The organism is Cellvibrio sp. ARAG 10.3, assembly GCF_051846955.1.
In the GTDB taxonomy this organism is placed as follows: domain Bacteria; phylum Pseudomonadota; class Gammaproteobacteria; order Pseudomonadales; family Cellvibrionaceae; genus Cellvibrio.
Window position 1 is genome coordinate 15,685 of record NZ_JBPYCU010000011.1, and the last position, 25,470, is coordinate 41,154.

The 25,470-nt window shown below is 52.0% G+C and carries 26 protein-coding genes; 12 read left to right on the plus strand and 14 right to left on the minus strand.

The window, feature by feature from the left end; all coding sequences use genetic code 11:
* Positions 1-49 precede the first annotated feature (49 nt).
* The 8 genes from ACSV5M_RS14160 to ACSV5M_RS14195 all read left to right on the plus strand — a co-directional run bounded on the left by ACSV5M_RS14160 (position 50) and on the right by ACSV5M_RS14195 (position 7,748).
* Entirely contained in the window at positions 50-1,351 is a 1,302-nt protein-coding gene (locus ACSV5M_RS14160) for a peptidylprolyl isomerase (protein WP_439176890.1), read from the plus strand.
* Positions 1,352-1,405: 54 nt separating this feature from the next.
* Positions 1,406-2,404, plus strand: coding sequence for a 4-hydroxythreonine-4-phosphate dehydrogenase PdxA (gene pdxA / locus ACSV5M_RS14165; RefSeq protein ID WP_439176891.1), 999 nt, complete (start codon positions 1,406-1,408; stop codon positions 2,402-2,404).
* A gap of 46 nt (positions 2,405-2,450) precedes the next feature.
* Positions 2,451-3,293 (plus strand): 16S rRNA (adenine(1518)-N(6)/adenine(1519)-N(6))-dimethyltransferase RsmA, encoded by an 843-nt coding sequence (gene rsmA, locus ACSV5M_RS14170; RefSeq protein WP_439176892.1) that lies wholly within the window; start codon positions 2,451-2,453, stop codon positions 3,291-3,293.
* Positions 3,290-3,661 carry a Co2+/Mg2+ efflux protein ApaG gene (gene apaG, locus ACSV5M_RS14175; RefSeq protein WP_439176893.1) on the plus strand — a complete coding sequence of 124 codons (372 nt, stop codon included), beginning with the start codon at positions 3,290-3,292 and terminating at the stop codon, positions 3,659-3,661. Before rsmA ends, apaG begins: the two co-directional genes overlap by 4 nt.
* 29 nt (positions 3,662-3,690) lie before the next feature.
* Complete coding sequence (locus ACSV5M_RS14180; RefSeq protein WP_439176894.1) at positions 3,691-4,497, plus strand: symmetrical bis(5'-nucleosyl)-tetraphosphatase; 807 nt, start codon at positions 3,691-3,693, stop codon at positions 4,495-4,497.
* 259 nt (positions 4,498-4,756) lie between these two features.
* Positions 4,757-5,476 (plus strand): putative porin, encoded by a 720-nt coding sequence (locus ACSV5M_RS14185; protein WP_439176895.1) that lies wholly within the window; start codon positions 4,757-4,759, stop codon positions 5,474-5,476.
* A gap of 211 nt (positions 5,477-5,687) precedes the next feature.
* Complete coding sequence (locus ACSV5M_RS14190; protein WP_439176896.1) at positions 5,688-6,401, plus strand: phosphoribosyltransferase; 714 nt, start codon at positions 5,688-5,690, stop codon at positions 6,399-6,401.
* 18 nt (positions 6,402-6,419) lie between these two features.
* Positions 6,420-7,748, plus strand: coding sequence for an erythromycin esterase family protein (locus ACSV5M_RS14195; RefSeq protein WP_439176897.1), 1,329 nt, complete (start codon positions 6,420-6,422; stop codon positions 7,746-7,748).
* 10 nt (positions 7,749-7,758) lie between these two features.
* Here ACSV5M_RS14195 and ACSV5M_RS14200 read toward each other — a convergent pair whose 3' ends face one another.
* Genes ACSV5M_RS14200 through ACSV5M_RS14215 form a run of 4 tightly spaced genes read right to left on the minus strand, consistent with a single transcriptional unit; the run spans position 7,759 to position 10,631 of the window.
* The gene (locus ACSV5M_RS14200; protein ID WP_439176898.1) at positions 7,759-9,024 is read right to left on the minus strand and encodes a cytochrome P450; all 1,266 of its coding nucleotides are present in this window, start codon (positions 9,022-9,024) and stop codon (positions 7,759-7,761) included.
* Positions 9,025-9,050: 26 nt separating this feature from the next.
* A complete protein-coding gene (locus tag ACSV5M_RS14205) occupies positions 9,051-9,380 on the minus strand; it encodes a four-helix bundle copper-binding protein (RefSeq protein ID WP_439176899.1) in 330 nt (109 codons plus the stop codon).
* Positions 9,381-9,408: 28 nt separating this feature from the next.
* On the minus strand, positions 9,409-9,921 hold the full coding sequence (locus ACSV5M_RS14210; protein ID WP_439176900.1) for a ferritin-like domain-containing protein: 513 nt from the start codon (positions 9,919-9,921) through the stop codon (positions 9,409-9,411).
* A 38-nt stretch (positions 9,922-9,959) separates the two neighbouring features.
* A complete protein-coding gene (locus tag ACSV5M_RS14215; RefSeq protein ID WP_439176901.1) occupies positions 9,960-10,631 on the minus strand; it encodes a DUF4142 domain-containing protein in 672 nt (223 codons plus the stop codon).
* Positions 10,632-10,971: 340 nt separating this feature from the next.
* Between ACSV5M_RS14215 and ACSV5M_RS14220 the strand changes: the two genes are divergently transcribed.
* Entirely contained in the window at positions 10,972-11,340 is a 369-nt protein-coding gene (locus ACSV5M_RS14220; protein WP_439176902.1) for a hypothetical protein, read from the plus strand.
* On the opposite strand, the gene ACSV5M_RS14225 is transcribed toward ACSV5M_RS14220, so the two are convergent.
* Positions 11,312-11,641, minus strand: coding sequence for a hypothetical protein (locus ACSV5M_RS14225; protein WP_439176903.1), 330 nt, complete (start codon positions 11,639-11,641; stop codon positions 11,312-11,314). The two genes, ACSV5M_RS14220 and ACSV5M_RS14225, sit on opposite strands and share 29 nt — an antisense overlap.
* A 195-nt stretch (positions 11,642-11,836) precedes the next feature.
* Between ACSV5M_RS14225 and ACSV5M_RS14230 the strand changes: the two genes are divergently transcribed.
* The gene (locus tag ACSV5M_RS14230; RefSeq protein WP_439176904.1) at positions 11,837-12,457 is read left to right on the plus strand and encodes a hypothetical protein; all 621 of its coding nucleotides are present in this window, start codon (positions 11,837-11,839) and stop codon (positions 12,455-12,457) included.
* Between the two features lie 79 nt (positions 12,458-12,536).
* Here ACSV5M_RS14230 and ACSV5M_RS14235 read toward each other — a convergent pair whose 3' ends face one another.
* The 3 genes from ACSV5M_RS14235 to ACSV5M_RS14245 all read right to left on the minus strand — a co-directional run bounded on the left by ACSV5M_RS14235 (position 12,537) and on the right by ACSV5M_RS14245 (position 14,318).
* Positions 12,537-13,049, minus strand: coding sequence for a ferritin-like domain-containing protein (locus ACSV5M_RS14235; protein WP_439176905.1), 513 nt, complete (start codon positions 13,047-13,049; stop codon positions 12,537-12,539).
* Between the two features lie 257 nt (positions 13,050-13,306).
* The gene (locus tag ACSV5M_RS14240; RefSeq protein WP_439176906.1) at positions 13,307-13,999 is read right to left on the minus strand and encodes a hypothetical protein; all 693 of its coding nucleotides are present in this window, start codon (positions 13,997-13,999) and stop codon (positions 13,307-13,309) included.
* Positions 13,986-14,318: a hypothetical protein gene (locus tag ACSV5M_RS14245; RefSeq protein WP_439176907.1), complete on the minus strand. Its 333-nt coding sequence runs from the start codon at positions 14,316-14,318 to the stop codon at positions 13,986-13,988. The genes ACSV5M_RS14240 and ACSV5M_RS14245 overlap by 14 nt, the downstream gene beginning before the upstream one ends.
* Before the next feature lie 244 nt (positions 14,319-14,562).
* Here ACSV5M_RS14245 and dauA point away from each other — a divergent pair, with 244 nt between their 5' ends.
* Both dauA and ACSV5M_RS14255 read left to right on the plus strand, forming a co-directional pair.
* Complete coding sequence (gene dauA, locus ACSV5M_RS14250; protein WP_439176908.1) at positions 14,563-16,317, plus strand: C4-dicarboxylic acid transporter DauA; 1,755 nt, start codon at positions 14,563-14,565, stop codon at positions 16,315-16,317.
* 29 nt (positions 16,318-16,346) lie between these two features.
* Positions 16,347-18,131 (plus strand): S8/S53 family peptidase, encoded by a 1,785-nt coding sequence (locus ACSV5M_RS14255; protein WP_439176909.1) that lies wholly within the window; start codon positions 16,347-16,349, stop codon positions 18,129-18,131.
* Between the two features lie 2 nt (positions 18,132-18,133).
* Here the strand turns inward: ACSV5M_RS14255 and ACSV5M_RS14260 are convergent, their stop codons facing one another.
* The 6 genes from ACSV5M_RS14260 to xth all read right to left on the minus strand — a co-directional run bounded on the left by ACSV5M_RS14260 (position 18,134) and on the right by xth (position 25,188).
* The gene (locus ACSV5M_RS14260; RefSeq protein WP_439176910.1) at positions 18,134-18,811 is read right to left on the minus strand and encodes a cytochrome b/b6 domain-containing protein; all 678 of its coding nucleotides are present in this window, start codon (positions 18,809-18,811) and stop codon (positions 18,134-18,136) included.
* Between the two features lie 5 nt (positions 18,812-18,816).
* Positions 18,817-19,296: a c-type cytochrome gene (locus ACSV5M_RS14265; RefSeq protein ID WP_439176911.1), complete on the minus strand. Its 480-nt coding sequence runs from the start codon at positions 19,294-19,296 to the stop codon at positions 18,817-18,819.
* A gap of 30 nt (positions 19,297-19,326) precedes the next feature.
* Positions 19,327-20,358, minus strand: coding sequence for an ankyrin repeat domain-containing protein (locus tag ACSV5M_RS14270; RefSeq protein WP_439176912.1), 1,032 nt, complete (start codon positions 20,356-20,358; stop codon positions 19,327-19,329).
* 9 nt (positions 20,359-20,367) lie between these two features.
* Positions 20,368-21,705, minus strand: a complete 1,338-nt coding sequence (locus ACSV5M_RS14275; protein ID WP_439176913.1) for a DUF1552 domain-containing protein — start codon at positions 21,703-21,705, stop codon at positions 20,368-20,370.
* A complete protein-coding gene (locus tag ACSV5M_RS14280; protein WP_439177024.1) occupies positions 21,698-24,046 on the minus strand; it encodes a DUF1592 domain-containing protein in 2,349 nt (782 codons plus the stop codon). Before ACSV5M_RS14280 ends, ACSV5M_RS14275 begins: the two co-directional genes overlap by 8 nt.
* A 353-nt stretch (positions 24,047-24,399) precedes the next feature.
* Positions 24,400-25,188, minus strand: a complete 789-nt coding sequence (gene xth, locus ACSV5M_RS14285; protein ID WP_439176914.1) for an exodeoxyribonuclease III — start codon at positions 25,186-25,188, stop codon at positions 24,400-24,402.
* Positions 25,189-25,470: the final 282 nt, after the last annotated feature.

A 25,470-nucleotide genomic window follows, 5' to 3' on the forward strand; every position in this document is an offset into this window, starting at 1 on the left:
CCAGATCAATCCGGAACCTGTTATTCATCGTTAAGACAGTGATTATTTTATGAAGAAGAATGTGTTTAAACGTTTTATTACCACCGGCTTTATCAGCACCCTGCTGTTACTCAACGCCGGTCTCAGTGCCGCACAAACCGTTATGCTCGATCGCGTTGTGGCAATTGTGGATGAGGACTTGGTACTGGAAAGTGAACTTAATAGCCGTACCGACTCCGTACTGGAACGCCTGCAGGCACAGTACAGTCAATTACCGCCGAAAGAAGTTTTGCAAAAGCAAATTCTGGAGCAATTAATCCTTGAACGCATCCAGTTGCAACTGGCCAAGCGCTACGATATTGACCCCAGCGCTGAAGAAGTTGACCAGGCGATCGGGCGTATTGCCCAACGCAATCAAATGACCATGGAGCAGCTCGCAGCAGATTTGCAACGGCAAAACTTATCCCTCAATGAACTGCGCCAGCAAATCAAAACGGAACTGGTCATCAACCAACTGCAGCAAGGCGTGGTTAATAGCCGTATCCGCGTGACTGAACAGGAAATTAATAACTTCCTGCAATCCACTGATGGCAAATTTGCCACCTCGCCGGACTTTCATCTTGGCCATATTCTGATTGCGGTGTCCGGTTCGGCCGACCCGGCGATGGTCAGCGCGGCGGAAAAAGAAGCGCAGGAAATTTACGAAAAATTGCAAAAAGGCGGTGACTTTGAGCAGCTCGCCATCAGCCACTCCAATGATCAGAGTGCATTGCAAGGTGGCGACATCGGCTGGCGTAAACTGGCGCAACTGCCCGAGTTATTCGCAAAAAAATTGGAAACCCTGGGTACCGGCCAGGTGACCGAACCCTTCCGCAGCGGAGCGGGTTTCCACATCCTGAAAAATATCGAACAACGCGGTGGCGGTGCGCAGTTGGTTGAGCAGACCAAGGCGCGTCATATCCTGGTAAAAACCTCTGAAATTATGGATGACGGCCAAGCCCGCGCAAAATTGGCGGCGCTGAAAAAACGCATCGAAAGCGGTGAAGATTTTGCCAAGTTAGCGCGCGAAAATTCTGAAGATACCGGTTCGATGCTGAGTGGCGGCGACCTGGGCTGGTCCATGCCCGGCATGTTTGTGCCCGCATTTGAAGACACCATGAAAAATACCGCCGTCGGCGAAATCAGTGAACCCTTCAAGAGCCAATACGGTTGGCATATCCTGCAAGTGCAGGAGCGTCGCAAAGAAGACATGAGCGAACAAATGAAACGGAACCAGGCTTCCAATCTGATTCGTTCGCGCCGCTTTGACGAAGAGTTCCAATCCTGGCTGACCCAGATTCGCGAAGAGGCTTACGTCGAAATCAAGATTTAATATCCTCGCACTGTGCGGCCTGGCTGCGCAGTGCTTTTCCTTCCGGTTGACCTTATGAACGCTCCCTGTCTACGTATAGCACTCACCCCGGGCGAACCCGCCGGTATCGGGCCGGACCTGGCTATTATGCTGGCGCAACACGCACAGGCGCACGAGATCGTCGCCATTGCAGATCCGCAGCTGTTGCAACAACGGGCGCAGGCGATGGGCTTACCGGTGCGATTGCGCGAGATCAATCCGGCGGAAAAACCCGTCGCCTCGCGCGCGGGTGAGCTGGCTGTTTTCCCTGTGGCACTCGCTGAAGATGTTATTCCCGGCACACTCAATAGCCGCAACGCCAACTACATTCTCAATACCCTGGATGTGGCCATTGCCGGTTGTGTCAAGGGCACTTTTGCCGCGCTGGTAACCGGCCCGGTGCATAAAAGTGTGATCAATGACGCGGGCATTCCGTTCAGCGGCCACACTGAATACCTTGCCGAAAAAACCCATACCCCCAAGGTGGTGATGATGCTGGCCACACAAGGTTTACGTGTGGCTCTGGCAACCACTCACCTGCCGCTGAAAGACGTGGCGGCAGCCATTACCGCCGATGAGCTCACCCAGGTGATTAGAATTCTGCACCGCGACCTGCAACAACAGTTTGGTATCCTGCAACCCCGCATTTATGTGTGCGGGCTGAATCCACACGCCGGCGAAGGCGGTCATCTGGGCCGCGAAGAAATTGAGGTGATCGAACCCACACTCAACAAACTGCGTGATGAAGGTATTCACCTGATCGGCCCCCTGCCCGCCGATACGTTATTTACACCGAAATATCTGGACAACGCTGACGCGGTGTTAGCGATGTACCATGATCAGGGCTTGCCGGTCTTAAAATACAAAGGCTTTGGCCAAGCGGTAAATATCACGCTGGGGCTGCCGATCATTCGCACCTCTGTCGATCACGGCACGGCACTGGACCTCGCAGCCACCGGTAAGGCTGATCCGGGCAGTTTGCACACGGCACTCGCCTACGCGATCGATATGGTTCAGGCGCGCACCGCGCGGTAATTCACCCCGCAGCGGCCACAACACAGCCAACGAGTTGACACACCTTATGGCAAAGTTTCACAACAACGAAGCGCCCCACCGCGCACGCAAAAGATTCGGACAAAACTTTTTGATTGACCACGGTGTGATCCGTGAAATTGTCCGCGCTATTCATCCGCGCCCGGACGATTGCATTGTCGAGATCGGACCCGGTAAAGGGGCCATCACGGCATTATTAGCCGATGCCTGTCATCACCTGCGCGTGATTGAACTGGATCGCGACCTGGTGCCCTGGCTCAAGGTTAAATTTGAAAAGCATCCCGACTTTCAATTATTTCAAACCGATGCCCTGCAATTTGATTTTGCGCAACTGGTACAAAATAACCAGCCCTTGCGCATCGTCGGCAACCTGCCCTACAACATCTCCACACCGTTGATTTTTCATTTGCTGAGCTACAGCACCCAAGTGGCAGATATGCATTTTATGTTGCAAAAAGAAGTCGTAAAGCGCATGGCTGCGCAACCGGGTGACAGTGCCTATGGGCGTCTGGGTATCATGGTGCAATACTATTGCGCGGTGGAAGATTTATTTGAAGTGCCCCCTACGGCTTTTGATCCGGCCCCCAAAGTCGATTCAGCGATTGTGCGTCTGGTGCCGCATCGGGTATTACCCCATGTTGCGCACAATATTAAAACCCTGGAGCGCTTGGTTAACACCGCGTTTCAACAACGCCGTAAAACCCTGCGCAATGCACTCAAGCAATGGGTGCCGGCAGATATTCTCGATGAGCTGGCGATTGACGCGAACGCGCGGGCAGAAAACCTGTCGCTGGCGACCTTTGTTGCGTTAAGCAATACCTTGGACGCGCGCGGCTTGTCCGACGCGGATAAACCGGTGACCAACTCATGAACACACCGATTCATATCACCGTACAAACCAGTTATATCGCTGCGCAATCCCGGCCGGATATCCAGCGCTTTGTGTATTCCTATACGATTACCATCACCAACCACAGTGACACAAACGTGCAACTGATCAGTCGCCATTGGCGAATCAAAGACGCCAACGACAATCTCCAGGAAGTCAAAGGATTGGGTGTGGTCGGCGAACAACCCCGGCTCGCGCCGGGAGCCAGTTACACCTACACCAGCGGCGCAATCCTGGAAACCGAAACCGGGATGATGGAAGGTAGCTACCAGATGCGACGGGATGATGGAAGTACCTTCGATACGCCGATTCCACTCTTCGCGTTGGTACCACCCCACGCGATGCATTAATCTCTTCACACTTTTTCAGGCGTTTTCCTATGAGCACTTATGCCATCGGCGATATACAAGGTTGTATGAAACCCCTGCAATGCTTGCTGGAAAAAATCCAGTTCGATCCGCAGAAAGATCACTTGTGGATCGCTGGCGATTTAATCAATCGTGGCCCGGATTCTCTCGCCGTGATGCGTTATTTATACAAACTGCGTGACAGGATTACTCTGGTACTGGGCAACCATGATCTGCATTTTCTGGCAGTTGCATTTGGACTTCGCAAGGCCGGAAAATCCGATACCTTGACAGCGTTACTCGACGCTGAAGAGTGTGATGATTTTATTGCCTGGCTGCGCACCGGAAAACTGCTGCACCACGACCCACAAAAAAGATTTACCATGGTTCATGCAGGCATTCCTCCGCAATGGGATTTAGCTCAAGCCATTGCCCTCGCACAGGAAGTGGAGCAGGTATTGCAAAGCGAGCACCTTGAAGAGTACCTGGCCAACATGTACGGCAATATTCCCAACATCTGGCAAGAAGAGTTACGCGGGGAAGCGCGCTGGCGAGTGATCACCAATTATTTTACGCGCATGCGTTTTTGTACTGCCGAAGGCGAATTGGAACTGGAAACCAAAACCGAAGCTGCAGAAGCACCGCCAGGGTTTTTGCCCTGGTTTGCCCATAGCAATCGAAAAACCAAAGACAATAAAATTATTTTTGGCCACTGGGCTGCACTGGGTGGTGAGGCAAAAGCAGCTAATGTCTATGCACTGGACACCGCTTGCGTATGGGGTGGCTCATTAACCGCCATGCGCCTTGAGGATGAAAAAATATTTAGTTGTGAATGCTAATAATTTTCAGGAATTTTTTACCAAACTGAACAGAAGCTGAATAAAATTAACATGCGTATTCAGCTTCCATTCAGATTGCCATCAAGCTCTGTGTGTTAACCCACCGATTCTTTCGCTAACTTTTTGTAAAGTCCCCCCGTCTGCGCGATATGCCTCTCATTTTGCGTATTATCGGATGACACTTTAACAATTTACGGACTAAAATGACGCACCTGCAGAACAAGGTGCAGGTTGATGTGATTACACAATGGAGAACTTCATGAAACTCAAAACTTTAGTAGCAACCATGGCGCTGACCTGTGCATCCGGTGTTGCACTGGCCCAGAACTATAACTTTGAAGTGGGTGTGAACTACACCGACATCGACTATGATGCTGGCGGCAGCGAGGACTTTTTTGGTGTCTACGGAGAGTACCACTTCCAGGAAGTCCGCCCAGGCAACAACCCGTTAGCTGAAGCTGCTTTTATTAACAGATCAAGCAACATCTATGTCACTGGTGACAACGATCTGGATTTAGTTACTGCGGGTGTTGAGTTCTACATCCCGGACACCATCTTCTACGGTGCCGCAGAAATTGTTCGCGATGATCCAGACAATGGCCCGACCAACAATGACTGGGGCGTTCGGTTAGGTTTGACGCCAATCACCGGTTTATTGGTGTGGACTGAGTATTATGACGAACCAGGCTATGATGCCAACATTCATGCAAAATATGTTGTGCCTCTGGGTGGCGGCAACTTTGTCAACGTAGAAGGTGGTTATGCTGACTACGACGAAAATGATGTGTTTGATATAGCGGCTGACTTTTACTTTGACAGAACCTTCAGCGTAGGTGCTGGTTATATAGATTACGATTACGACGATGCTTTCCTTCTGCGTACCCGTAAATTCTTTACACCGGAAATCAGCGCTGAGTTAGCCTACACCAAGTTTGATGCTGCAGATGTTATCACCGTAGGCGCCAGCTTCCGCTTCTAATTAACATCCTGTTAATTACGCGTTAAACAAAAACGCAGATGGTGAAAATCATCTGCGTTTTTTTATTGCCCCTCACTGCTTGGCATGCATATCTTTATTCACCCCTGCGCTATAAAAATTTTCGTTAGTGCATAAAAAGTCTATTTCCGTTACCGGAATTCCTTACCTCCTGCCCACTCTAAAACATCTAGCTCTATGCGGAGGATGCGCCATGAAAAGCCTTGTAAACCGAAGCGCCGCAGGTAAGGCGCTTGCAGCACGCCTGACCGGATATCGCGATAGAGAGAATGTGATTGTTTTAGCCTTACCGCGTGGTGGGGTACCTGTGGCCTATGAAATTGCCACCGCGTTACATGCACCGCTGGACGTACTGGTGGTGCGCAAACTCGGGCTGCCGCGCCACAAGGAATTTGCTATGGGCGCTATCGCGCACGGCGGCGTGCGCATCCTGAACGAAAACATTATTCGTTCCTACCGCATTACCGACGACGTCATCGAACATGTCGCGGAAACTGAAACAAAAGAATTGCAGCGCCGTGAACAGATCTACCGTGAAAATCGCCCTTGGCCCTCGTTGCGCAACCAGTGTGTCATCCTGGTAGATGACGGATTGGCAACCGGCGCGACCATGCGCGCGGCAATTGAGGCGGTCCACATAGAAAAGGCAGAAGAGGTCATCATGGCGGTTCCGGTTGCCGCCACTCGTACCCTGAATGAGTTAGCGAAATGGACAGATGAAACCGTATGCCTGTTAACACCCGATCCTTTTTATTTTGTCGGGCAATGGTATGAAAATTTCGATCAGACCACCGACGAAGAAGTGGTCCGTTTGCTCGCCCAGGCGCGCTCTGAACGCGCCCAGGATCAAGGCAATAAAGCGGGCATCAAGCAAACTATTCAATATCCACCGCAAATGACTTCGTGATGGTGGAGCACGCCGATAATGACACAGTACGCTCAAATCACTGACCTTATTCATAAGGCAGCTTATCCACTACCGCCGGTACCACAGGACTTTACGCCGCTACTACGGCAACTCGCACAAAAACGTTTTGTGCTACTTGGGGAAGCAACCCACGGTACCTACGAGTTTTACCAGACGCGCATCGCTATCACCAAGCAATTGATTCTTCATCATGGCCTCAACGCCATTGCTATCGAAGGTGACTGGCCTTCAGCCTACCGCGTCAACCGGTATGTGCGCTGGCAAGGCGACGATAAAAATCCCAACGACGCATTGAGTGACTTCAAACGTTTCCCTTTGTGGATGTGGCGCAACACGCCCATGCTCGATTTTGTTTTATGGTTGCGCCAGCACAACGAGGGATTGCCATCCACCCGGCAGGTAGGTTTCTATGGGTTAGATATGTACAGCCTGTACGAATCCATCGCCGCCGTGCTGGAATATCTGGATAACGTTGACCCGGAAGCGGCGCTTGCCGCGCGCAAGCATTACGCCTGCCTCGGTCAAGCCGGTTATGAGGGATATTACGGTTACCACATTCAATCCGGCAAACGCCGTTCCTGTGAGGCGGACGTCATACAGCAGTTGCTGCTGTTGCGTGAGAATGCCCTGCGCTACACCAAACCCGGTGACGACGCATCTGAAGATGATCAATTTCAGGCTGAACAAAATGCGCGGCTGATTCACAGCGCCGAAAATTACTATCGCCAGATGTTTGATAGCCGCGTGAACACCTGGAACCTGCGCGACAGCCACATGATGGAGACGCTGGACAACCTCCACCAACACCTCACGCAACGTTTACAACAGCCTGCCAGAATCGCCGTATGGGAACATAACTCACACGTCGGCGACGCCCGTGCCACTTATATGGGCCCGCGCAATCAGCACAATCTGGGACAACTGGTGCGTGAACGTCATGGGGCGCAGTGCGCATTGATAGGCTTCACAACCCATAAAGGCACGGTGACGGCGGCATCCACCTGGGACGGCCCTGCCGAGCGGAAAAAAGTCAGGCCGAGTTTGCCCGACAGTGTCGAATACCTGTTCCATTCCCTGGAAATTCCAAATTTTTTATTGCCTTTGCACGGCGAGGTTGCGCAAGCCTTACAAGCGCGAAAACTGCAAAGGGCCATTGGTGTGCTCTACCTGCCGGAAACGGAGCGCGCCAGCCACTACTTTCACTGCCATCTCAGTGATCAATTTGATGCAGTATTGCACCTGGATACGACCAATGCTATTGAACCTCTGGACCCCACATCCGAATGGCTCGCGGGCGAGCAGAGTACATTTCCCTTCGGTGTGTAATAGGGCATCTTTACGTTGCAGGTAACGGCAATGGCAACCGAACATTGCGTAGCAGGAAGGGCTTTTTAGGCAAGGCGGGCATACGGCGCATATCAATGTCGGTGTCTTGCGCGATCACGTCATAATCCATTGTGTTAATCAGCAGCTGCACACAACGCTTCATCAAGGCAATGGTGAGCTGTTCGCCGGCACAACGATGATTTACATAATAACCACCGCCGCCTTGGGCGATAAATGAAAAAGCATTGTCTTGCCAATCGCGAAAACGCTCCGGCTGGAATTGATAAGGCGCTTGCCAAATGCGCGCATCATGATTGGTGCCGTAGACATCGAGCATGATACGAGTGCCCACTGGGAAGCGGCAGTCACGCCAATGAAAAGCCTCACGCACCACACCACCAATAAACGGAAAGAACGGATAGAAACGACGCACTTCCTGCACAAAGTTTTCAAGGTATTCCTCTCCACCACGCGCCAGTTTCGGACGGCATTCCGGATACTGATGCAGAGCAATCGCAGCAAATAAAATAAAGCGCCCGACAGCGACGGTAGGGCGCAGCATATTAAGGACTTCAACGGCGGCAACTTCGGGCGTTAACAGCGTGCCGTTGGCATCGCGATGGGTCGCAATGACATGAAGCGGATCAGCGCTATTCGCCGGTGCCTTTTTCGCGCGTTCCTCCTGAATTTTTTTTGCAATCCACTTCTCACTGCGTCGCCGCAACAAAGCGCCGCGCCACTGCCGTGGACCTATTGAGCCCGCGCCATCAATCATCGCTGAGATTTCACGAGTGCGCTCGCTTAGCTCACCATCCGCCACACCGACACCACACCATTCACATACCGCCCAACAGAGGATGCGCTCGATCTCGTCAAACAGGTCCACTTCATCCCTTGCCTGCCAGACATACACGCTACGCCGCCAGCGCTCATCGACAAGGTCAACCAGACGCTGGATATTATCCGGCGTCATCAATGACATCATCATCCGTTTGCGCCAATGGTGTGCTTTATCGTCCAGGGTGGCAACGCTGCCCTTATCCTGCAACAAGTGCAATACCGTGGGCGGTATTGCACCCCGGCGGGTTAGCCGCCCTTTACAATAAAAAACCCAGGCGGCTTCCTCACCCACAATGCAAAACGTTTTTTTGAACAAGAGCCGAGTGGAAAAGATATCGGTTTGGTAACGCTCGCAGCGACGAGTGATATAAAGGTTGCCATCGCGCAATAAGCCCAGAGCACCGTCCATGGCTTTTTCGCGTGGAATCGCAGACATATCACATCCTGTTAAAGGTTAAATTTTTACGCGGCCATCTTGCGACATTCAGTGGCGCATTTGTGACAGGCTTTAGCGCAATCCTGGCAATGTTTGTGTTCGTGCTGCTTACAAATATCACCGCACTTCTGGCAAATATCAGCGCACAGGCGACAGATATCCTTTGCAGAATCGCTGTCGCGCGCCATGGCTGCGGCGGCCAGCCGACAGATGGCTGCACAGTCCATATCCGTGCGTATACATTCTGCCATTCGTGCCACATCCGGTTCTGACAAGCAGGCAGTAGAACAGTGATCACAAGCCACCGCACAGTCGAAACATGCATCAATACAGGTGGAATACTTTTGAAAACTCATGCGTTATTCTCCCGATTTTTAAGATTAACTAGCGTTTGGCGTTCATGCCTGGCGTAGCCGAACGCGCTAAAAACGCTTGGGTAACCTCTGGCAAGTGACCACGCAGCCATTCCGCCATGGCTATTTCCTGTTGCAAAATTGATTCGCAAACGCGCTGGGTTTCGTTGTCGCCAATGGCCCGGGCGGCGGCAATGAGGATGGTGTAAGACGCAATTTCCATGTGCGTAAACACATAAGTACTCATTGCGCCTTTTACCACTTCATCACTCACCGCCATACCCGATACGGATTGACCAAAGGCCATAACCCTGCCCATCAAATCCTTGAGCATAGAAGGGCTGCTACCCAGACGCTCGATACATCCTTTTAATAACACTTGCTGTTTGCGCGTATCTTCCAGGTGATCTTCCATATGCGCACGCAACTGCGGATAGTGCTCCAGTCGCTCCACCAGATCCTTTAGCATCACCTCTGCTTGTTGCTCCATTGCATAGGCGTCGCGCAGCCAGTCCAGAAGGTGACCTACATGTGCCGTTGTCATCGCAGACTCCTTTATTGCGAATAGATAAGGTAGGTTATTTATTGCGGGCTGGTAGTGGTACCGGGTCTCGGGCGAGTATTAACATTATTGTCATTGTTAATACCACGTTCGTTGTTGAATCCCCGGTCGTTATTCATGTTACGGTTTTCGTCTACGCCGCGGTTGTAATCCACGCCTTCACGATTCATACGGTCCGCTTCGGATGCACCGGTCGCCGCCGCCAAATCCTTCGCCATGCGCAGATGGGTTTCCAACTTGGGTAATGTTTTATTTACAAAAGCGCGCAGTTCCGGATCGCGCAGTTCCCTGGCTTCCCTAAACAACTCGATGGTTTGTTCATGGGCAACGACCTGATTGTTGGCGTAAGCCTGATCGAAGGATTCACCATCGCGTTGTCTCAGAATAAATGCCTTGGCTTTATTCATTAACTCCGCGTCGTCTGCAATCTCCCAATCTTCTTTTGCACGAGCGATGCCGGATAACTCCTGATTAGCCGCCGTGTGATCATCAATCATCTTCTGCGCAAATTCCTTCACCTGGGGCGAGGTGCCTTTACGTAGCGCCATTCGGGCTGTTTCAATTTCCGCCAGGCCTTTTGCTGACGCTTCCTCAACAAAATCTTCAGCATCTACATCAGCATTAGCGGTAAAACTCAATATTGCTAATAACAGAACGGCCAAGCCGCCCCAGATCATTTTCAACGAGCTCATAATGTTTTCCTCTTAAAAGTGCGATGCATTTGGGTTTCAATTTTTTGTCGCTGAATTTATAAACAGCCTGGACAGCTAACAAAAAAACCAAAACAATGGGTTATAAGGTTAAGCTAAAACCATGCCGATTCTTAAAACAAAAATCGTGCGCCAAAAACGCAATCAAGCGAAACATAGTGGTTAGAGGAGGTGTCAGAAAGGTTGGATTCGACGATAGCCGGATGGCCAAAGTCGCTACGGCTGTGTAAAGCTTACAAGTCGGTTTTGAATTAATATTCAATTTCACCGCTAGCGTACAAATCACCGGCGGTTAAATAACAACGAACAAACGGAGCCTGCTATGGATGATGATCTGGAAACCATGTCCCATGACGAACTTATTAACGAGGTGAAAAAATTACGCAGCGTTATTCGTGAACATCGCGACCACGGCGGGCAGGATTTATGCTGGCATCATCCATCGCTATGGGAGGCCTTGCCGGAAAAATCAGATCCTTTACCGCCCCTGCCCGACTGGCCTGATTTTATTCGCGGCTGCGTCAACTACCGGCAGTCACTGGACAACCAGTTACGCAACAAACGTAAAACCGATATCCCCGGGGAAAAGCAACCGGCAGCCTCGCGCAAATCCCCCGACGGTTTAGGTTTTTCACCCGAAGACCTGGTAAAACTTGCAGAACTCAAGACAGGAGCGAAGCGGTTGCGATAACCAAGGCAATCACCGCTACGGCAATAGCGCCATAAGCCAGGCGCTTGAAGAATATTATCTTTTTCTGCAAGTCGATTCCGGCAGCCTCAATACCCTCAATTGTCTGCTGGAGTTTTTCTGCCAACACATGAATTGACTCAGCGTTTTGCGTCGCAGCAGATTGCAGCTCCGCAATTTGCTGCGTTGTAATATCATCGGTTTTTTCTTCTGCCGGCTTGGCAGTAAACGCCGGTATAGCCGTTGCAACAATCTGTGTGACGTAAGGCAATGAAGCCTTGAGCAAAGGAAGCCAGACGGGCATAGGTTGTTCCTCCAAATCGTTTTAATCCAGCCATTACTTTAGTCGATATTTGCACGACATTGCACCTTTTAATTGCTGCAACTTTTGTTATTTTTATCTGCCTGGTCAGAATTTGTTATCGAAGCCAATGTCACATCAGATAACTGATGTTTTCAGTTAGACCTATAATTTCACCAACCGTTAATGGAGATGACCATGGCCAGCAAATCAGGTAATAAATCGCAAGTGCATGAATTGTTGTATCAAGCATTGGAGACTGAAAAGGGCGGAATATTGATTTACCAAGCTGCCATTTCCTGCGCGACCAACAAAGATTTACGCAAAGAGTGGGAGAGTTATCTGGAAGAAACCCAGACCCATCACGAGGTACTATTGAATGTGTTTAAAGAGCTGGAGCTGGACCCGGAAGCGCAAACACCGGGGCGGGAAGTAGTTGCCCATCTCGGCGAGTCCCTGCTCGCTGCAATCAAGTTAGCCAAAGCTTCTGGGGATGCCCAGGCCGCGCAACTGGTAGCCGCCGAATGTGTGGTACTGGCCGAGACCAAAGACCATTCCAATTGGGAACTGATCGGTTTACTCGCGGATAAATTACCCGCAAAAGAAGCCAAGATCTTGAACCAGGCATACGAAGCAGTTAATGAGGATGAAGAGCACCACCTGTATCACACCAAGGGTTGGGCGAGAGAACTATGGATCGAAAGCCTTGGCTTCCCTGCGGTATTGCCACCACCGGAAGAAGTGAAAGATGTGGAAACCGCGATCGGTGCGGCGCGCGCGCAACAATCACGGGAAAAAATGCTCGGCAAACGTCATTAATCCCGTAATATAAAAAAGGGTGATAAGACATGATCTTATCGCCCTTTTTACTGCGCCATTTATTAACGGCGTTATGGCGTTATGCTTCGGCAGCAAGTTCCAGCTGCTCTGACCGATTCAAAAACTCCCGCGTAATCAATGGCAAATTCTCACGCAGCCAATTCGCCATAGCGACTTCCTGGGCGAGGATGGTTTCGCACACGGCCTTGGTTTCGTGATCACCGCGCGCTTCCGAAGCGGCGATCAGGATCGTGTAAGAAGAGATTTCCATCTGCTTGAATACATAGCTGCTCATGGTGGCTTTCACCACCTCATCGCTGACGCTCATCCCAGCCACCGATTGACCAAACGCAATGACCTTGCCCGCCAGATCTTTCATAATCGACGGACTGCTGCCCAGGCGTTCGATACATCCTTTGAGCAACTCTTGCTGTCGGTAGGTTTGCTCCAGGTGCTCTTTAAATTTGTTTTTCAAGCGCGGGTATTCTTCCATTCGATTAACAAGATTGGTGAATACCCGGCCCGATTGCAATTCCATCGCAAATGCATCGCGCAACCAATCCAATACTTCATTAATTTGATCTGTTGTCATCGCGGACTCCTGCAGTCAATAGTCGTGTGTAAAATTTTCAAAAAGGAGCTCCGATGAATTCGGCGCTCCACGTATTCTCTGGCATTTACGCCAACCATGTAGTTGCCACTCCTATAGAGTGATGCCTGAATATGACGGTAATCTTAAAGTGATAACAGCTCTGTTAGTTGCCTAACAGAGCCTGACTTTTTTGTGAAATATAAGAAGCAGGTGCCCACCTGGAAGTGGCGCACTTATTTACCACTTCGCCTAAAGCACTATTTTTGACCGCACAGAAATAAGCTGATGTAGCCTGGCGTGGGATATTTGATTTGTTGCAATCTGATTTCACTGCCTGTGATTTTTTGCGCATCCTCCTGCAAGGCCTGTGCAACTTCGCGCTCATCTGCATTAAACCGGACCGTATCAACCGTAAGCCGATAACCTTGAGTGGCATTGGTTGCCGCCGACAATTCCCGCACGCGCCACCGCCCGGCAACTTTGCCCTCATTCAGTGCCATAATGTCTTGCGCCAGTGCCCTGTTTTTGGGACCGGCGTCCGCACAATAAAAAATATCAACACTCATCGCACCGTAGCGGCTACCGGTAGCGCGATAAGTAGATTGCGACACCTTGGCCGTTGCAACGGCCAGGGAAGAATCAATGGTGGCCAATTGGCTTAATGCCGTTCCGATGTCTGCATTGCCCAAGGGTGAACCTCTTTCGGATAGGTCCGCCAGGGTTTTATTCAACGCATCCAGCTTCGACTGGGCAAGATCAATGTCGCCCTGGATTTGCGCCAGGGTTTGCTCCGCCACGGCCAGTTCGGCGCGAGCATCCTGTAACGCGCGCGCCGAAAAATACAACGCGGCCAGAATACCGAGCACGCCGATAATGCCAAAAGGAATTGCCATGCGCGATGAACGCTCCAGCTTATGGATGCGTTGCAAGAGTTCATTATTGTTTTCCATCGTCATCTCCTTGCGATACTTTTTGCATGACAATGGATTCAACAATACCGAAGGCTTTATTCAGGAAATACACCACACGACTGGAACAGGCCGCCGAGATACCGGTCGCGCCCAGGACGATATTCATATCGGTTGAACTGATAGTGCCCGAAGAAAAAACACGGTAGGCCGCAAAGACAAACAGCACCAGCGATGCAATACCGAAGATCAGATACAGGATTCGCTCCATCTGAAACAATCGCATCAGTCGCTCCATCGCGCCGATCACATCATCCAGGGAAGGGCCTTCCTTATCTTTATCGATAACTGGCTTATTCATACATACACTCCTTATTTGATCCGACAAGTGTTACCCGGAGGACAACGCACCTCTCCTTCCTGTTTATGGTAATCCTCCAATAATTTATTTCCAGATAAACCGGACGGATGGCCAGGAGACTGACCAGGGCTGAATAGTTACCTGCTTTGTTTTGGTGCCTCTCCCTTCGGGCGGTTTGGTAACCCCGAATAGCGATTGCTGGCTATAATAAAAACTCCTTCCGTCATTGCAGCAGGGCATCGCCATGCCACACCGGGCTCACTTATTTTCGTTACGTATTGCCCATGCCTTCCGCGAAGCTTGCTTGCAGGATGCTTACACACGGGTTCATTTTCGTAAGGATGTCTTCGCCGGGCTGACCGTCGGCATCATTGCCATTCCCCTGGCCATGGCATTGGCGATTGCCAGCGGTGTTGCGCCGCAGTATGGGTTATACACCGCAGCCATCGCCGGCTTTGTGATTGCGCTCACCGGCGGTTCACGTTTCAGCATTTCCGGCCCGACCGCTGCGTTCGTGGTGATTCTTTATCCCATCACCCAACAATACGGTTTGGGTGGTTTGCTGGTGGCGAGTGTGATGGCCGGGATGATATTGATCGCCATGGCGCTGCTGCGCCTGGGGCGTTTGATTGAGTATATTCCCGAGCCCGTCACCCTGGGTTTTACCGGCGGTATTGCGGTGGTTATTGCCGTGCTGCAAATCAATGATTTTTTGGGGCTGGCCATCGCCACCATGCCGGAACACTTTACGGCCAAGCTCAGCCTGTTAGCCGCAAACCTGCACCATATTCACTGGCCCAGCGTGTGGGTGGCGAGTGCAACCCTGGGTATTATGCTGGTATGGCCTTTGTTGAAACTGGCTATCCCTGCGCACCTGCCCGCCGTTTTTTTCGCCGGTTTATTCGCGTGGTTGCTCAGTTATTTGGGAATGCCGGTAGACACCATTGACTCACGCTTTTCCTACACCGCAGCCGACGGCACAGTGATGCAAGGCATCCCCGCCATCCTGCCGCAACTGACCTTGCCCTGGGCGCAACCCGATGCAAACGGCCAACCCTTGGGTATTACCTGGCAGATGCTGGGCGATCTTTTGCCGGCGGCGTTTGCCATCGCCATGCTCGGTGCCATTGAATCCCTGTTGTGCGCCGTCGTGCTCGATGGCATGTCCGGTAAGCGCCACAGCGCCAACAGCGAACTACTCGGCCAGGGTGTCGGCAACATTGTCACCCCTTTTTTTGGTGGCATTACCGCAACCGCCGCCATCGCGCGTTCCGCCGCGAATGTAAAAGCCGGCGCGCAATCGCCGGTAGCGGCCATGATTCACGCGCTTGTTGTGCTGCTCGGCCTGGTGATGTTAGCGCCGCTGTTGGGTCATTTACCCATGTCCGGCATGGCCGCTTTGTTGATGGTAGTCGCCTGGAACATGAGCGAAGCACCTAAAAGTGTTCACATGATTCGCAGCGCACAAACCAGTGACCGCTGGATATTTTTTACCTGCTTTTTACTCACCATCCTGTTCGACATGGTGATTGCCATCACCGCCGGCATTCTGTTGGCGGCGGTGTTATTTATGAAAGATATCGCGGCGTTAACACGCGTGGTGGAGATCACCGGCAACAGACAATATGTGCCCGATACACTACCGGCCAACTGGCGGGTGTTTAAAATTACCGGCCCCTTATTTTTTGCCGCTGCCGATAAAATCTTTGGCGAACTCACCCGCTATTGTGAAGCGGGCAAAGGCGTGATTGTGTACTTGGACAACGTCAACCTGCTGGATGCCGGCGGCGTGGCTGCGCTGACAAAATTGATCAATCACTGCCGTAAAGAACAGGCGCAACTCATCCTGACAGACGTTCAATTTCAACCGCTCAAAGCCCTGGCCAAAGCCCATATTGAGCCGATTGAAGGCGTGTTTCGGTTATACCCGCAGTTGCAGGACGCCTGCGCCCACAGTGCACTAACCCACAAACAAGATCAGGCGGACGTGCTTCAATAATCCTAGTTAAACACTACGGAGAAAAGCCTGTGCGGAAAACCCTCTACCGCCGCTGGTCTGCCTGCCTGATGCTGTTGTTTATCATCCACCACAGCTACGCGGATGCTTTGCGTATCCAGCACCTGGAACGCTGTGGTGATATCTTCAACGAGCAAACACACACCTTTTGCCTGACCCTTGCCGAAGGTGCACCCGCCGGTAAGCTCAAAGTAAAACTCAACGGAAAATCCTTGCCCGCTGCACAGGTCCAGCGTGCAGACAATCAATTGCGCATCACCCTGTCCGGCCGGGTTAGCAGTGGACCCGTGTGGATTGAACACGCCAGGCACGCCAGCAACGCCGTCTGGCTGAGTATGGGTGGCAGCAACGTGGTGGCCGCTACCGAGGCGGATGTAGCAAAAAATATGGATGGATTAACAACTTACGTCAACCTTGTCAGTGTGATCATTGAAGAACGCTACGATGGTTTAACGGAAGCCCGCCGGCTTGCAAAAAAATATAACGCCAGCATTGTCGGGATGATTCCGCCGCTCAATACCTATCAATTGCGCTTGCCCGCCAACAACCTGATCGAACGCGATGCGCTCGTGCTGCGCCTGGGCAGCGAGGTAAGCGTCGATGCGGTTGTCATTGAGGAAACCGATCCGGAAAAACACGCAGAACAACATTTTCCTGCGGAGGGCGAAACAGAATTAACGACCGACAAACCTGACGAAACGGAACTCATCGCCAACCGTTTTTTTGACGCCGTGGATTTTTATAAGCGGCACTTGAATAGCGCAGAAAAGCCCAATAAAACACACCCGATACGCATCGGTATCATAGAAAGAAATGTCGACTTTGATTCACCGGATTTTTCGGAATACCTCGGCGATTGCCGCCACTCCAAAAAGCGCACCTGCTTATATGGGCGCGACGCCGATACGCCGGACTCCCACGGTTCAACCGTGGCCGGTATTCTTGCCGCTACCTGGGACAACGGCGGTAACAGCGGATTTCTACGCGGCTTTGATAATATGGGGCCAGCATTTGATGTTATTGTCGAACGCAATTCTGACGCGGGTATTACCGCCAATATCGCCGCCTCGGTAAACCTGGTGGAAGACGGCGTGCGCGTGTTGAACTGGAGTTGGGGCATTCACCGGGTGGGCACCAAAAATATTGATGGCGACGCTATTGATTCGCTAGTCCGCTCCGGGCTGGCCATGAGCGGTTACGAAGAATTGCTGGAGGAATTTTTTTTGTGGCTGCGGATGAAACACCCCGAGGTTGTGGTTGTTAATTCCGCGGGCAATGGTGCGTCTTTTTCCGGGCGTGACGAATATCGACTGCCCTCGTCGTTTATTACTGAACAATTGATTGTCGTCGGTGGGCACGAACGCAGCAACAACAAAAACGCGCAGGTTGATGATCCGGATTTTGTTATCAAACGCGACGCATCCAACATCGACATGCGTGTGGACATTACCGCCGCTGCCTGTGTTCACAGCTCAACCCTGAAGGCAGATAAACCTGGCGAGATTCATTGCGGAACCTCTTACGCAACGCCGCTGGTGGCTGGCACGCTTGCCGTCATGCTCTCCATCAACCCGGCGTTAACACCGGAACAACTACGCATGTTACTGCGCCGCAGCGCCATGACCATCGGCCAGGACCCGGACTTTGAACCGGCGGACGCCGACGACCTGACCTCACCGATCTTGCCGTCGGAACGCAACAACCAATTACATCATCCGGATGTTGGTCGCTCGGCGCGGCTGGATATGCGCAAGGCATTGGACCTGAGCGTGCAAAGCCTGACGCGGGTGAGATAGCGCTAAGCGATCAACCAAACAATAACGCCTGCAATCAACACGCCCACTGTAAATCGTGTATAACTGGCCGGCTTCATCAGTTGCCCGTGAACCGGCGTTGTGGTTTTTCCGTGGATCATTGCGGCGGTTAAATTCTGGCGACGCCAGATAAGGTAATAAACCACCGCCACAATATGCAGCGCAATAAAACCCAGCAGCACATTAAAGGTCACTTCATGCCACTCGGCAATTTCACGACTGGTTTTAAAACGCAGATAATCCGCAAAAGGCCCGCCGTCGAAACCATCGACGTCGATAGAAAATAATCCCAAACCAATTTGCAGCAACATCAGAGCGAGAAGCACCAGCACACTGTAACCACCCAAGGCGTTGTGCCCGGCTGATGCACCCGCTTGGCGCTGCGGCAGGGTTTTTACATACTGCGCGACGGCAGAAGGCTTTTTTACAAACTGGGAAAACCGTGCAGTGTTGCTGCCAAAAAATCCCCAGTAAATGCGGAACAACACAACGCCCAGTAATCCATACGCGCAATAACTGTGATACACAATTTCATGATTTTCTGCTGTCCACCAACAGGCGGCTATTAACACCACCATCAACCAGTGGCACGCGCGCACTTGCCAATCCCACAGGGGTTGTTTTACTGGCGATGTCGTTGTAGCAGAGACGTCCGTCGTCATCGCAATCAATCCACGCGATAACTATCATGGCACGACGAGCAACTGTCGCGAACCACCAGGAGTTGTTTTTTTAGCGCCGATAAATCCCCACTGGTTGTAAGCGGCACCATGGCTTTGGTTGCACTGATAAGTTCATCGGTGATCCGATCAAACTTTTCCTTGTTGGTCCAGATGTAATCGCGGGCGTCGGTATCCAACCCGGATTCCGGGCCACTACCAGCGGGAAACCACGCGGGAATTTTTGCAGCGAGCGCGGCCATTTGTTCTGCGGCGGCAGTCATCGCAGCGGTATTGGGTTCATCGCTTTTTAATTCATCACGCAGGGTTTTCATGGCGGCGCCCATGTCTTCAAAACCGGCCTGCCGCTCGTCGATGATGGCTTGCTGCGCAGCAACCGGCCCTACGAATATCACTTGCATTAACAAGCCAGCACAAAGCAGTGCGGCCTTTGAAAAAGAACAGCTTTCACGATTGTTAACCATCATAGTGTTACACCTTTATGTAAACGAAAGACCTCAGTGAGCGTCATCTTCCAACCGATATGTTTTGTCGGCACCCGCTGCAATCAGGGCGTTCATCATCTCGGTAGAACCCAGCTCGGTCGCCAGCAACAACGGCGGCTTTGCGTGCGTCACGTAAGGCCGGCTGGTGAAGTTGACTTCGTACCGCCATACCACCTGGGAAGTACCGGTCAGCGCATTAGGGTCAGCGCCTTTTTCCAACAACAACGCCACCAGCGCCGGTTGTTGATTAAGCACTGCCGCATGCAATAACTGATGGCCGTTGCGATCATACGCGGTCAGGTCCACACCGCGTTTAATCAATAATTCCGCAAAGGCAAATTGTTTCTGATACATAGCCAATTGCACCGCCGAGGTACCGTCCGGTGTGCGGTAATGGATATCACCACCCGCCTCCATCATCGCCACCGGTGCGCGTGGGTCGCCGCTTTTTATCGCAAAAAATAACGGCGTAAAACCTTGCTCGGTTTTTCGGTTGATATCGGCACCGGCGTTGAGTAATACCGGCATAACCTCAACCTGGCCTTTAGCGGCAGCCCACATCAACGGCGTCTGCCCGTTTTCATCCGCAGCGTCCACGGCTGCGCCCATCTCCAATAAACGTTGCACCACCGACGCGCTGGAATTTCCCGCACACAATGCCAAGGGTGAAATACCGGAAGGCGCGGTACGATTTACGTCAGCCCCCGCATCAAGCAATGCGGTAACAATGGCCGGGTCACCGCGTTGACAGGCGGCAATTAACGGGCTGAAATTTTGTGCGGCGATGGTATCCACATCCGGCTTTGCACCCTGCGCCAACAACAACTGAACCAGTTCAGGGTTTTGTGCATCCGCCGCCCAGGCCAAGGGCAAGGAACCATCGGGCAATGGCTGATTCACCCTGGCGCCTTCGCGCAATGCCTGTTGCGCTTTTACGGCATCACCCGCGTGAATAGCGCGCATTAATGCGTCGTCCGCGGGGCCAGCCATTGCGACCGTCGACAACAATAAAAACGCACAGGCCAGCGCCATCGATAATGTCATGGCGAACTCCTAAGCGCTGAGCGCATTGATCACACCGGTACTATCACCGAAGCTGTCAACCGGTACGCCCATCTCGTGCATGAGTGACAACATTAAATTACTCATGGGCGTATGTTTGGGCTCGACGATATGGCGATTACCGCGCAAACCTGCGCCCGCCACAATCGCGGGCAGATTCATATTGTCGTGATCGTTAGGTTCACCGAGGCTCGCACCACCCATCACCAGGGTGCTATCCAACAGCGTGCGCTCACCATCGGCGGTTGCACTTAAGCGGTCGAGCAAATAGCCGAACTGTTCCATATGCAGGCGATTAATTTTTACCAGCTTGGCAATTTTTTCTTCATCGCCGCCGTGGTGGCTGAGGCTGTGATGCGCGTCGGGCACGCCGATCTCGGCGTAGGCGCGATTGCTTAATTCACGGCCCAACATAAAGGTACTGATGCGCGTCATGTCGCTTTGCAGTGCCAGCACTTGCAAATCAATCATCAAGCGCACATGTTCTTCAAATGACTCCGGAATGCCGACCGGTAATTGCACATGACTGGTGTCCACCTGGTGCGCTTGCTGGCTGGCTTTTTGAATACGTAATTCCACCGTGCGAATCGAATCAAGGTATTCCTCCATCTTGCGCCGGTCGTTCATGCCCAAACGCGGCGACAAACGCGATGCATCTTCCAACACAAAATCCAGAATACTGGCCTTGGTGGCCAACTGTGCCTTGCGGGATTTTTCATCAAGCACGGTGGTATCGCCAAACAACCGTTCAAAGACATCGCTGGGTTTTACCTCCACCGGCAAGGGCGAGGTGGGGCTGCGCCAGGACAGCGTATTGGTGTAGGTACAGCTGTAACCAATGTCACAACTGCCGAGCAAACTGGGCGGTTCAATACCTAATTCCAGGGAAGCCAATTGCGTGTGATGACCAAGATGATTCGCAATAACCTGGTCCATTGAAATGCCACAAAATATATCGGCACCCTCGGTGCGTTTGGGATGCGCGCCGGTTAAATAGGCACCACAACTTCGCCCGTGGCTGCCAGGTCCATCGCCTAACGCATTCGCGTTGTAGTGAGCCAAACCGGAGATCACCGTAAATGTTTGTTTGTGGCGGGCAATGGGCTCCAGTATCGGTGTAAGCGCGTAATTCTCACCGGCTTCCGCTGGCGTAAACAGCGGCATACGCAGCCCGTTCGGAATATAAAAAACGCTCAGGCGTTTGGGCCGATTGTCCATAACGGTTGTGGCCAATGCCGACGGAATCATCGACTCCATCAACGGCAAGGTAATGGTCGCACCCAACCCGCGCAACAGCGTGCGACGGTTTAGAACAGGTTGTTTACTCATGATGTGGCACCATTCGATAGTTAAAGGGTTCGCTGGTGAGAATGCCCCAGATGATGGTGTGAACCCGGTAATTGTCCTGCGCCGCCGCGCGCACAATCTGACGCACCTGCGGTTGATCATTCGCCTCCAGACCGCGCCCCAGTGCGTAAGTCATCAAGCGTTGCACAAACGCCCCGGCGAATTGTTCTTTGCGTTCCAGCAATACCGATTGCAAACCGTATAAGCCTTCAAATATTTTTCCATCGGGCATGTTGGTGGAAACATCAATGGGACGGCCCGCATCCGTTAACCGAAAGCGCCCTACCGCGTCGTATTTTTCCAACGCCAGACCCAAAGGGTCCATGCGCACATGGCACGATGAACAGGCTGGGTCCTGGCTGTGCAAGGCCATTTGTTCGCGCGCATTCAAGGCTTTGCCCGCCTGTTGGGTTTTGAGTGCGGGAATATCCGGCGGCGGTGGTGGTGGCGGTGCGGCCAATAAATTATCGAGAATCCATTTACCACGCCGCACCACCGAGGTGTGATTGCTGTAAGAAGTCACCGTTAAGATACTGCCCTGCCCCAACAAACCACCGCGCATGGATTCCGCGTCGATCGCCACTCGGCGAAACGCCGGGCCCTGCACACCCTCAATGCCGTAATGTGTAGCCAACCGTTCGTTGAGGAAGGTGTAATCACTCTTGATAAAATCCAGGATGCTGGCATTTTCACGCACAATGGAACTGAAAAATAATTCGCTTTCGCGCTTCATGGCATCGCGCAGCGGTATATCAAAATCCGGAAACTCTTTCACGTCCGGGCGCTGGAATTCCAGGTTGCGCAAATACAACCATTGGCCCGCAAAATTTTGTTCCAGTGCTAGCGCACGGTCATCGGCGAGCATGCGTTTTATTTGCTGCTGCAAGACTTCGGGTTTGCGCAACACATTTTTTTCAGCCAGGGTTAACAACTCTTCATCGGGCAAGCTGCTCCATAAAAACAAGGCCAGGCGTGATGCATATTCAAGATCAGTAACGGGATGAACAAAACCCGGTTCGCTGTGCGGCGGATCGGTTTCGTATAAAAATAAAAAGCTCGCCGAAACCAGTATGGCCTGAATAGCCGCCGCAATACCCTGCTCAAAATTCGCCGACTGATGCGCTTGCGCATACACCGCCATCAAGCGCTCAACATCTGCATCGGTCACCGGCCGACGATAGGCTTGCCGTGCCAGGCGCGCGATAATCTTTTTCGCACAATAGTTTTCGGTAAACGGCCAGAACGACGGCTGACAACTGAAGATTTTTTCACGACTGGGCGTGATGCCGGGGCCGCTCGCTTCATAGGGCCCCGCCACGTTAATCTCCAGCACATCACGGGGAAAGTTTTTCTGCGCGAAGCGCGGCGACATGTAATACGACCGCACGCGGGTACTGCCCACACGCGCACCATCAACAATAAAATCCAATGTCAGCGGTGTTGGGGGTTCTGTGGGCAGCGGGACGTCCTCGGTGGTGTTACGCAGCGTTTGCACGCTTTCATCCAGCCGCAATTGTTTGCGAAAGGTAATGCCCACCGTGTGCGAACCGGCGGTTAAGGGCACGCGCAAACTCACGCGATTGTCTTCCAGGCGATCCACTTCATTGTTGGTGTTGGAATTTAAATAACCGTTGATTTCGTATACACCATCGTGGGGCGCGTAGTAGTTAAAGGCACCGCCACCCCGGGAATCGAGCGGTAAATCCGTGCTCATGCGTTCATCGTATGACGGAATTCCCTGATTGAGAATCGAACCCTCTTTGGGTAATAAATAGGTTGTCGTAAACGGCTGGTCTGCACCGAGCCCCACCGCCAGGCGACTCACTTTACCGGCGACGACAATATAACGATCCATCAAGGTCGGCGACACCGACAACACATCGGCAATGTTGTCAAAACCATAGCCGGTATCGTCGGTCGGCAACGACTCGCTGACGTCTACATCGAGGCTCAACAAATCGCGCACCGCATTGCTGTATTCGGTGCGATTCAAACGGCGCAAGGTCGCGCGGCCAGGGTTGGGATGCGCCGCCGCATAACCATCCAGCGAACCTTCGAGCCAACTCACAAAACTTTTTAATTCTTCATCGCCCGGCTTGGGTCGGCTCGGCGGCGGCATCTCGCCGCGCCCGGTAACGCGCAGAATACTTTCCCATTCCGCCAAGCCTTTGCCCTGACCAATATCCGCCACATTCACCATCGACAAGGACCAGTTGCCGGACATGCGTTCGTCGTTATGGCAACGCGCACAATGCTTGTCCAGAAACGCTTCAGGGTCATAACTGCCGTGACCATCCGGATTGGCCACCGCGACATCACACATCAGCGCGCTTAACACAAACAGCACTTTCCGGATTCTTACCGCCATCATAGGATTTCTTTCAGCTGGACAAATTGACCCGCATAGCACGAGCGTTTGGAGATAACGTTTCGAGGCAAACAGGTGCGACAAACGAACACTGGCGTGAAAAAGCAAGAAGCAGTCCAATTACATGACCATATGGTCAGAATTTAACTGAAATAGAATTTTATCTTTGAAATACAGTGAGTTATAACGACAGGTTTCCTATCCCGGAAAACAGAAAACTGAAGAAGCGGTGAAATGAAAACATATAAATGCACAAACCGGTAGCCAATTACTACAGGTGCCGACCCAAAACTGGGCAAGGTGAAAGGCTACCTGGAAGCAGCCTGGTGTTTTAACTCAATCCACACCGGCGCATGGTCACTGGTCTTTTCCCAACCGCGCACATGCTTATCAACACCGCAACTGCGCAGGCTTTTTTTCAAAGCTGGATTTAACAAAAAGTGATCGATCCGCAAGCCCGCGTTGCGCCCGTAGGCGTTGCGAAAATAATCCCAAAAGGTATAAATCACCTCATCCGGATGCAGCGCACGGACCGCATCCGTCCACCCTTGCGCCAGTATAGTGGTAAACGCTTCGCGCACCTCCGGCCGGAACAACGCATCATCCAGCCAGCGCTCCGGCTTATACACATCCAGGTCCGTCGGAATCACATTGTAATCGCCCACCAACGCCACCGGCGCATCGGCCTTGACCAACTCCGCCGCATGGGCCGTCAACCGCTCAAGCCATTTTAATTTGTAGTCAAACTTCGGCCCCGGCGCCGGGTTGCCATTCGGCAAATACAAACAACCCACCACAATGCCCTGCACCGCCGCCTCAATGTAACGGCTGTGCACATCCTCCGCATCCCCCGGCAACGCACGACGAACCTCCACCGGCTCACCAACGCGCGACAAAATGGCTACACCATTCCAACTTTTCTGCCCATGCCAGATGGCCGCATAGCCCGCATCGCGAATCGCCTGCTCGGGAAATTTTTCTTGCGGGGCTTTTAATTCCTGTAGGCAGACGATATCGGGGTGGGATTCTTCCAACCAGCGAAGCAGGACTGGCAGGTGACCGTTAACGCCGTTGATGTTGTAGGTTGCGATTTTCATGGGGCCTCGCGATAGGGATTTGGATGTATTGGATAGACCGTTTGTGTCGTAAAAGATCTTAGCCAAAGGCGACTCGCTTTCAGAAAGCTGTGTAATCTCGTGTAATTGCATTTTTAGGAGGTGGGTCTGATGAATAAGTAATAAAGAATCAATTGCTAATTGTTATTAAAAAATAAATTTTTCTGCTAGCACCCTAGTAATCTATAGGTTTAAATACAGTATTCAAGCATATGCAGATTTTTCGTTTTTAGAGATTACTCAAGGAAATTATCAATGCCTCCC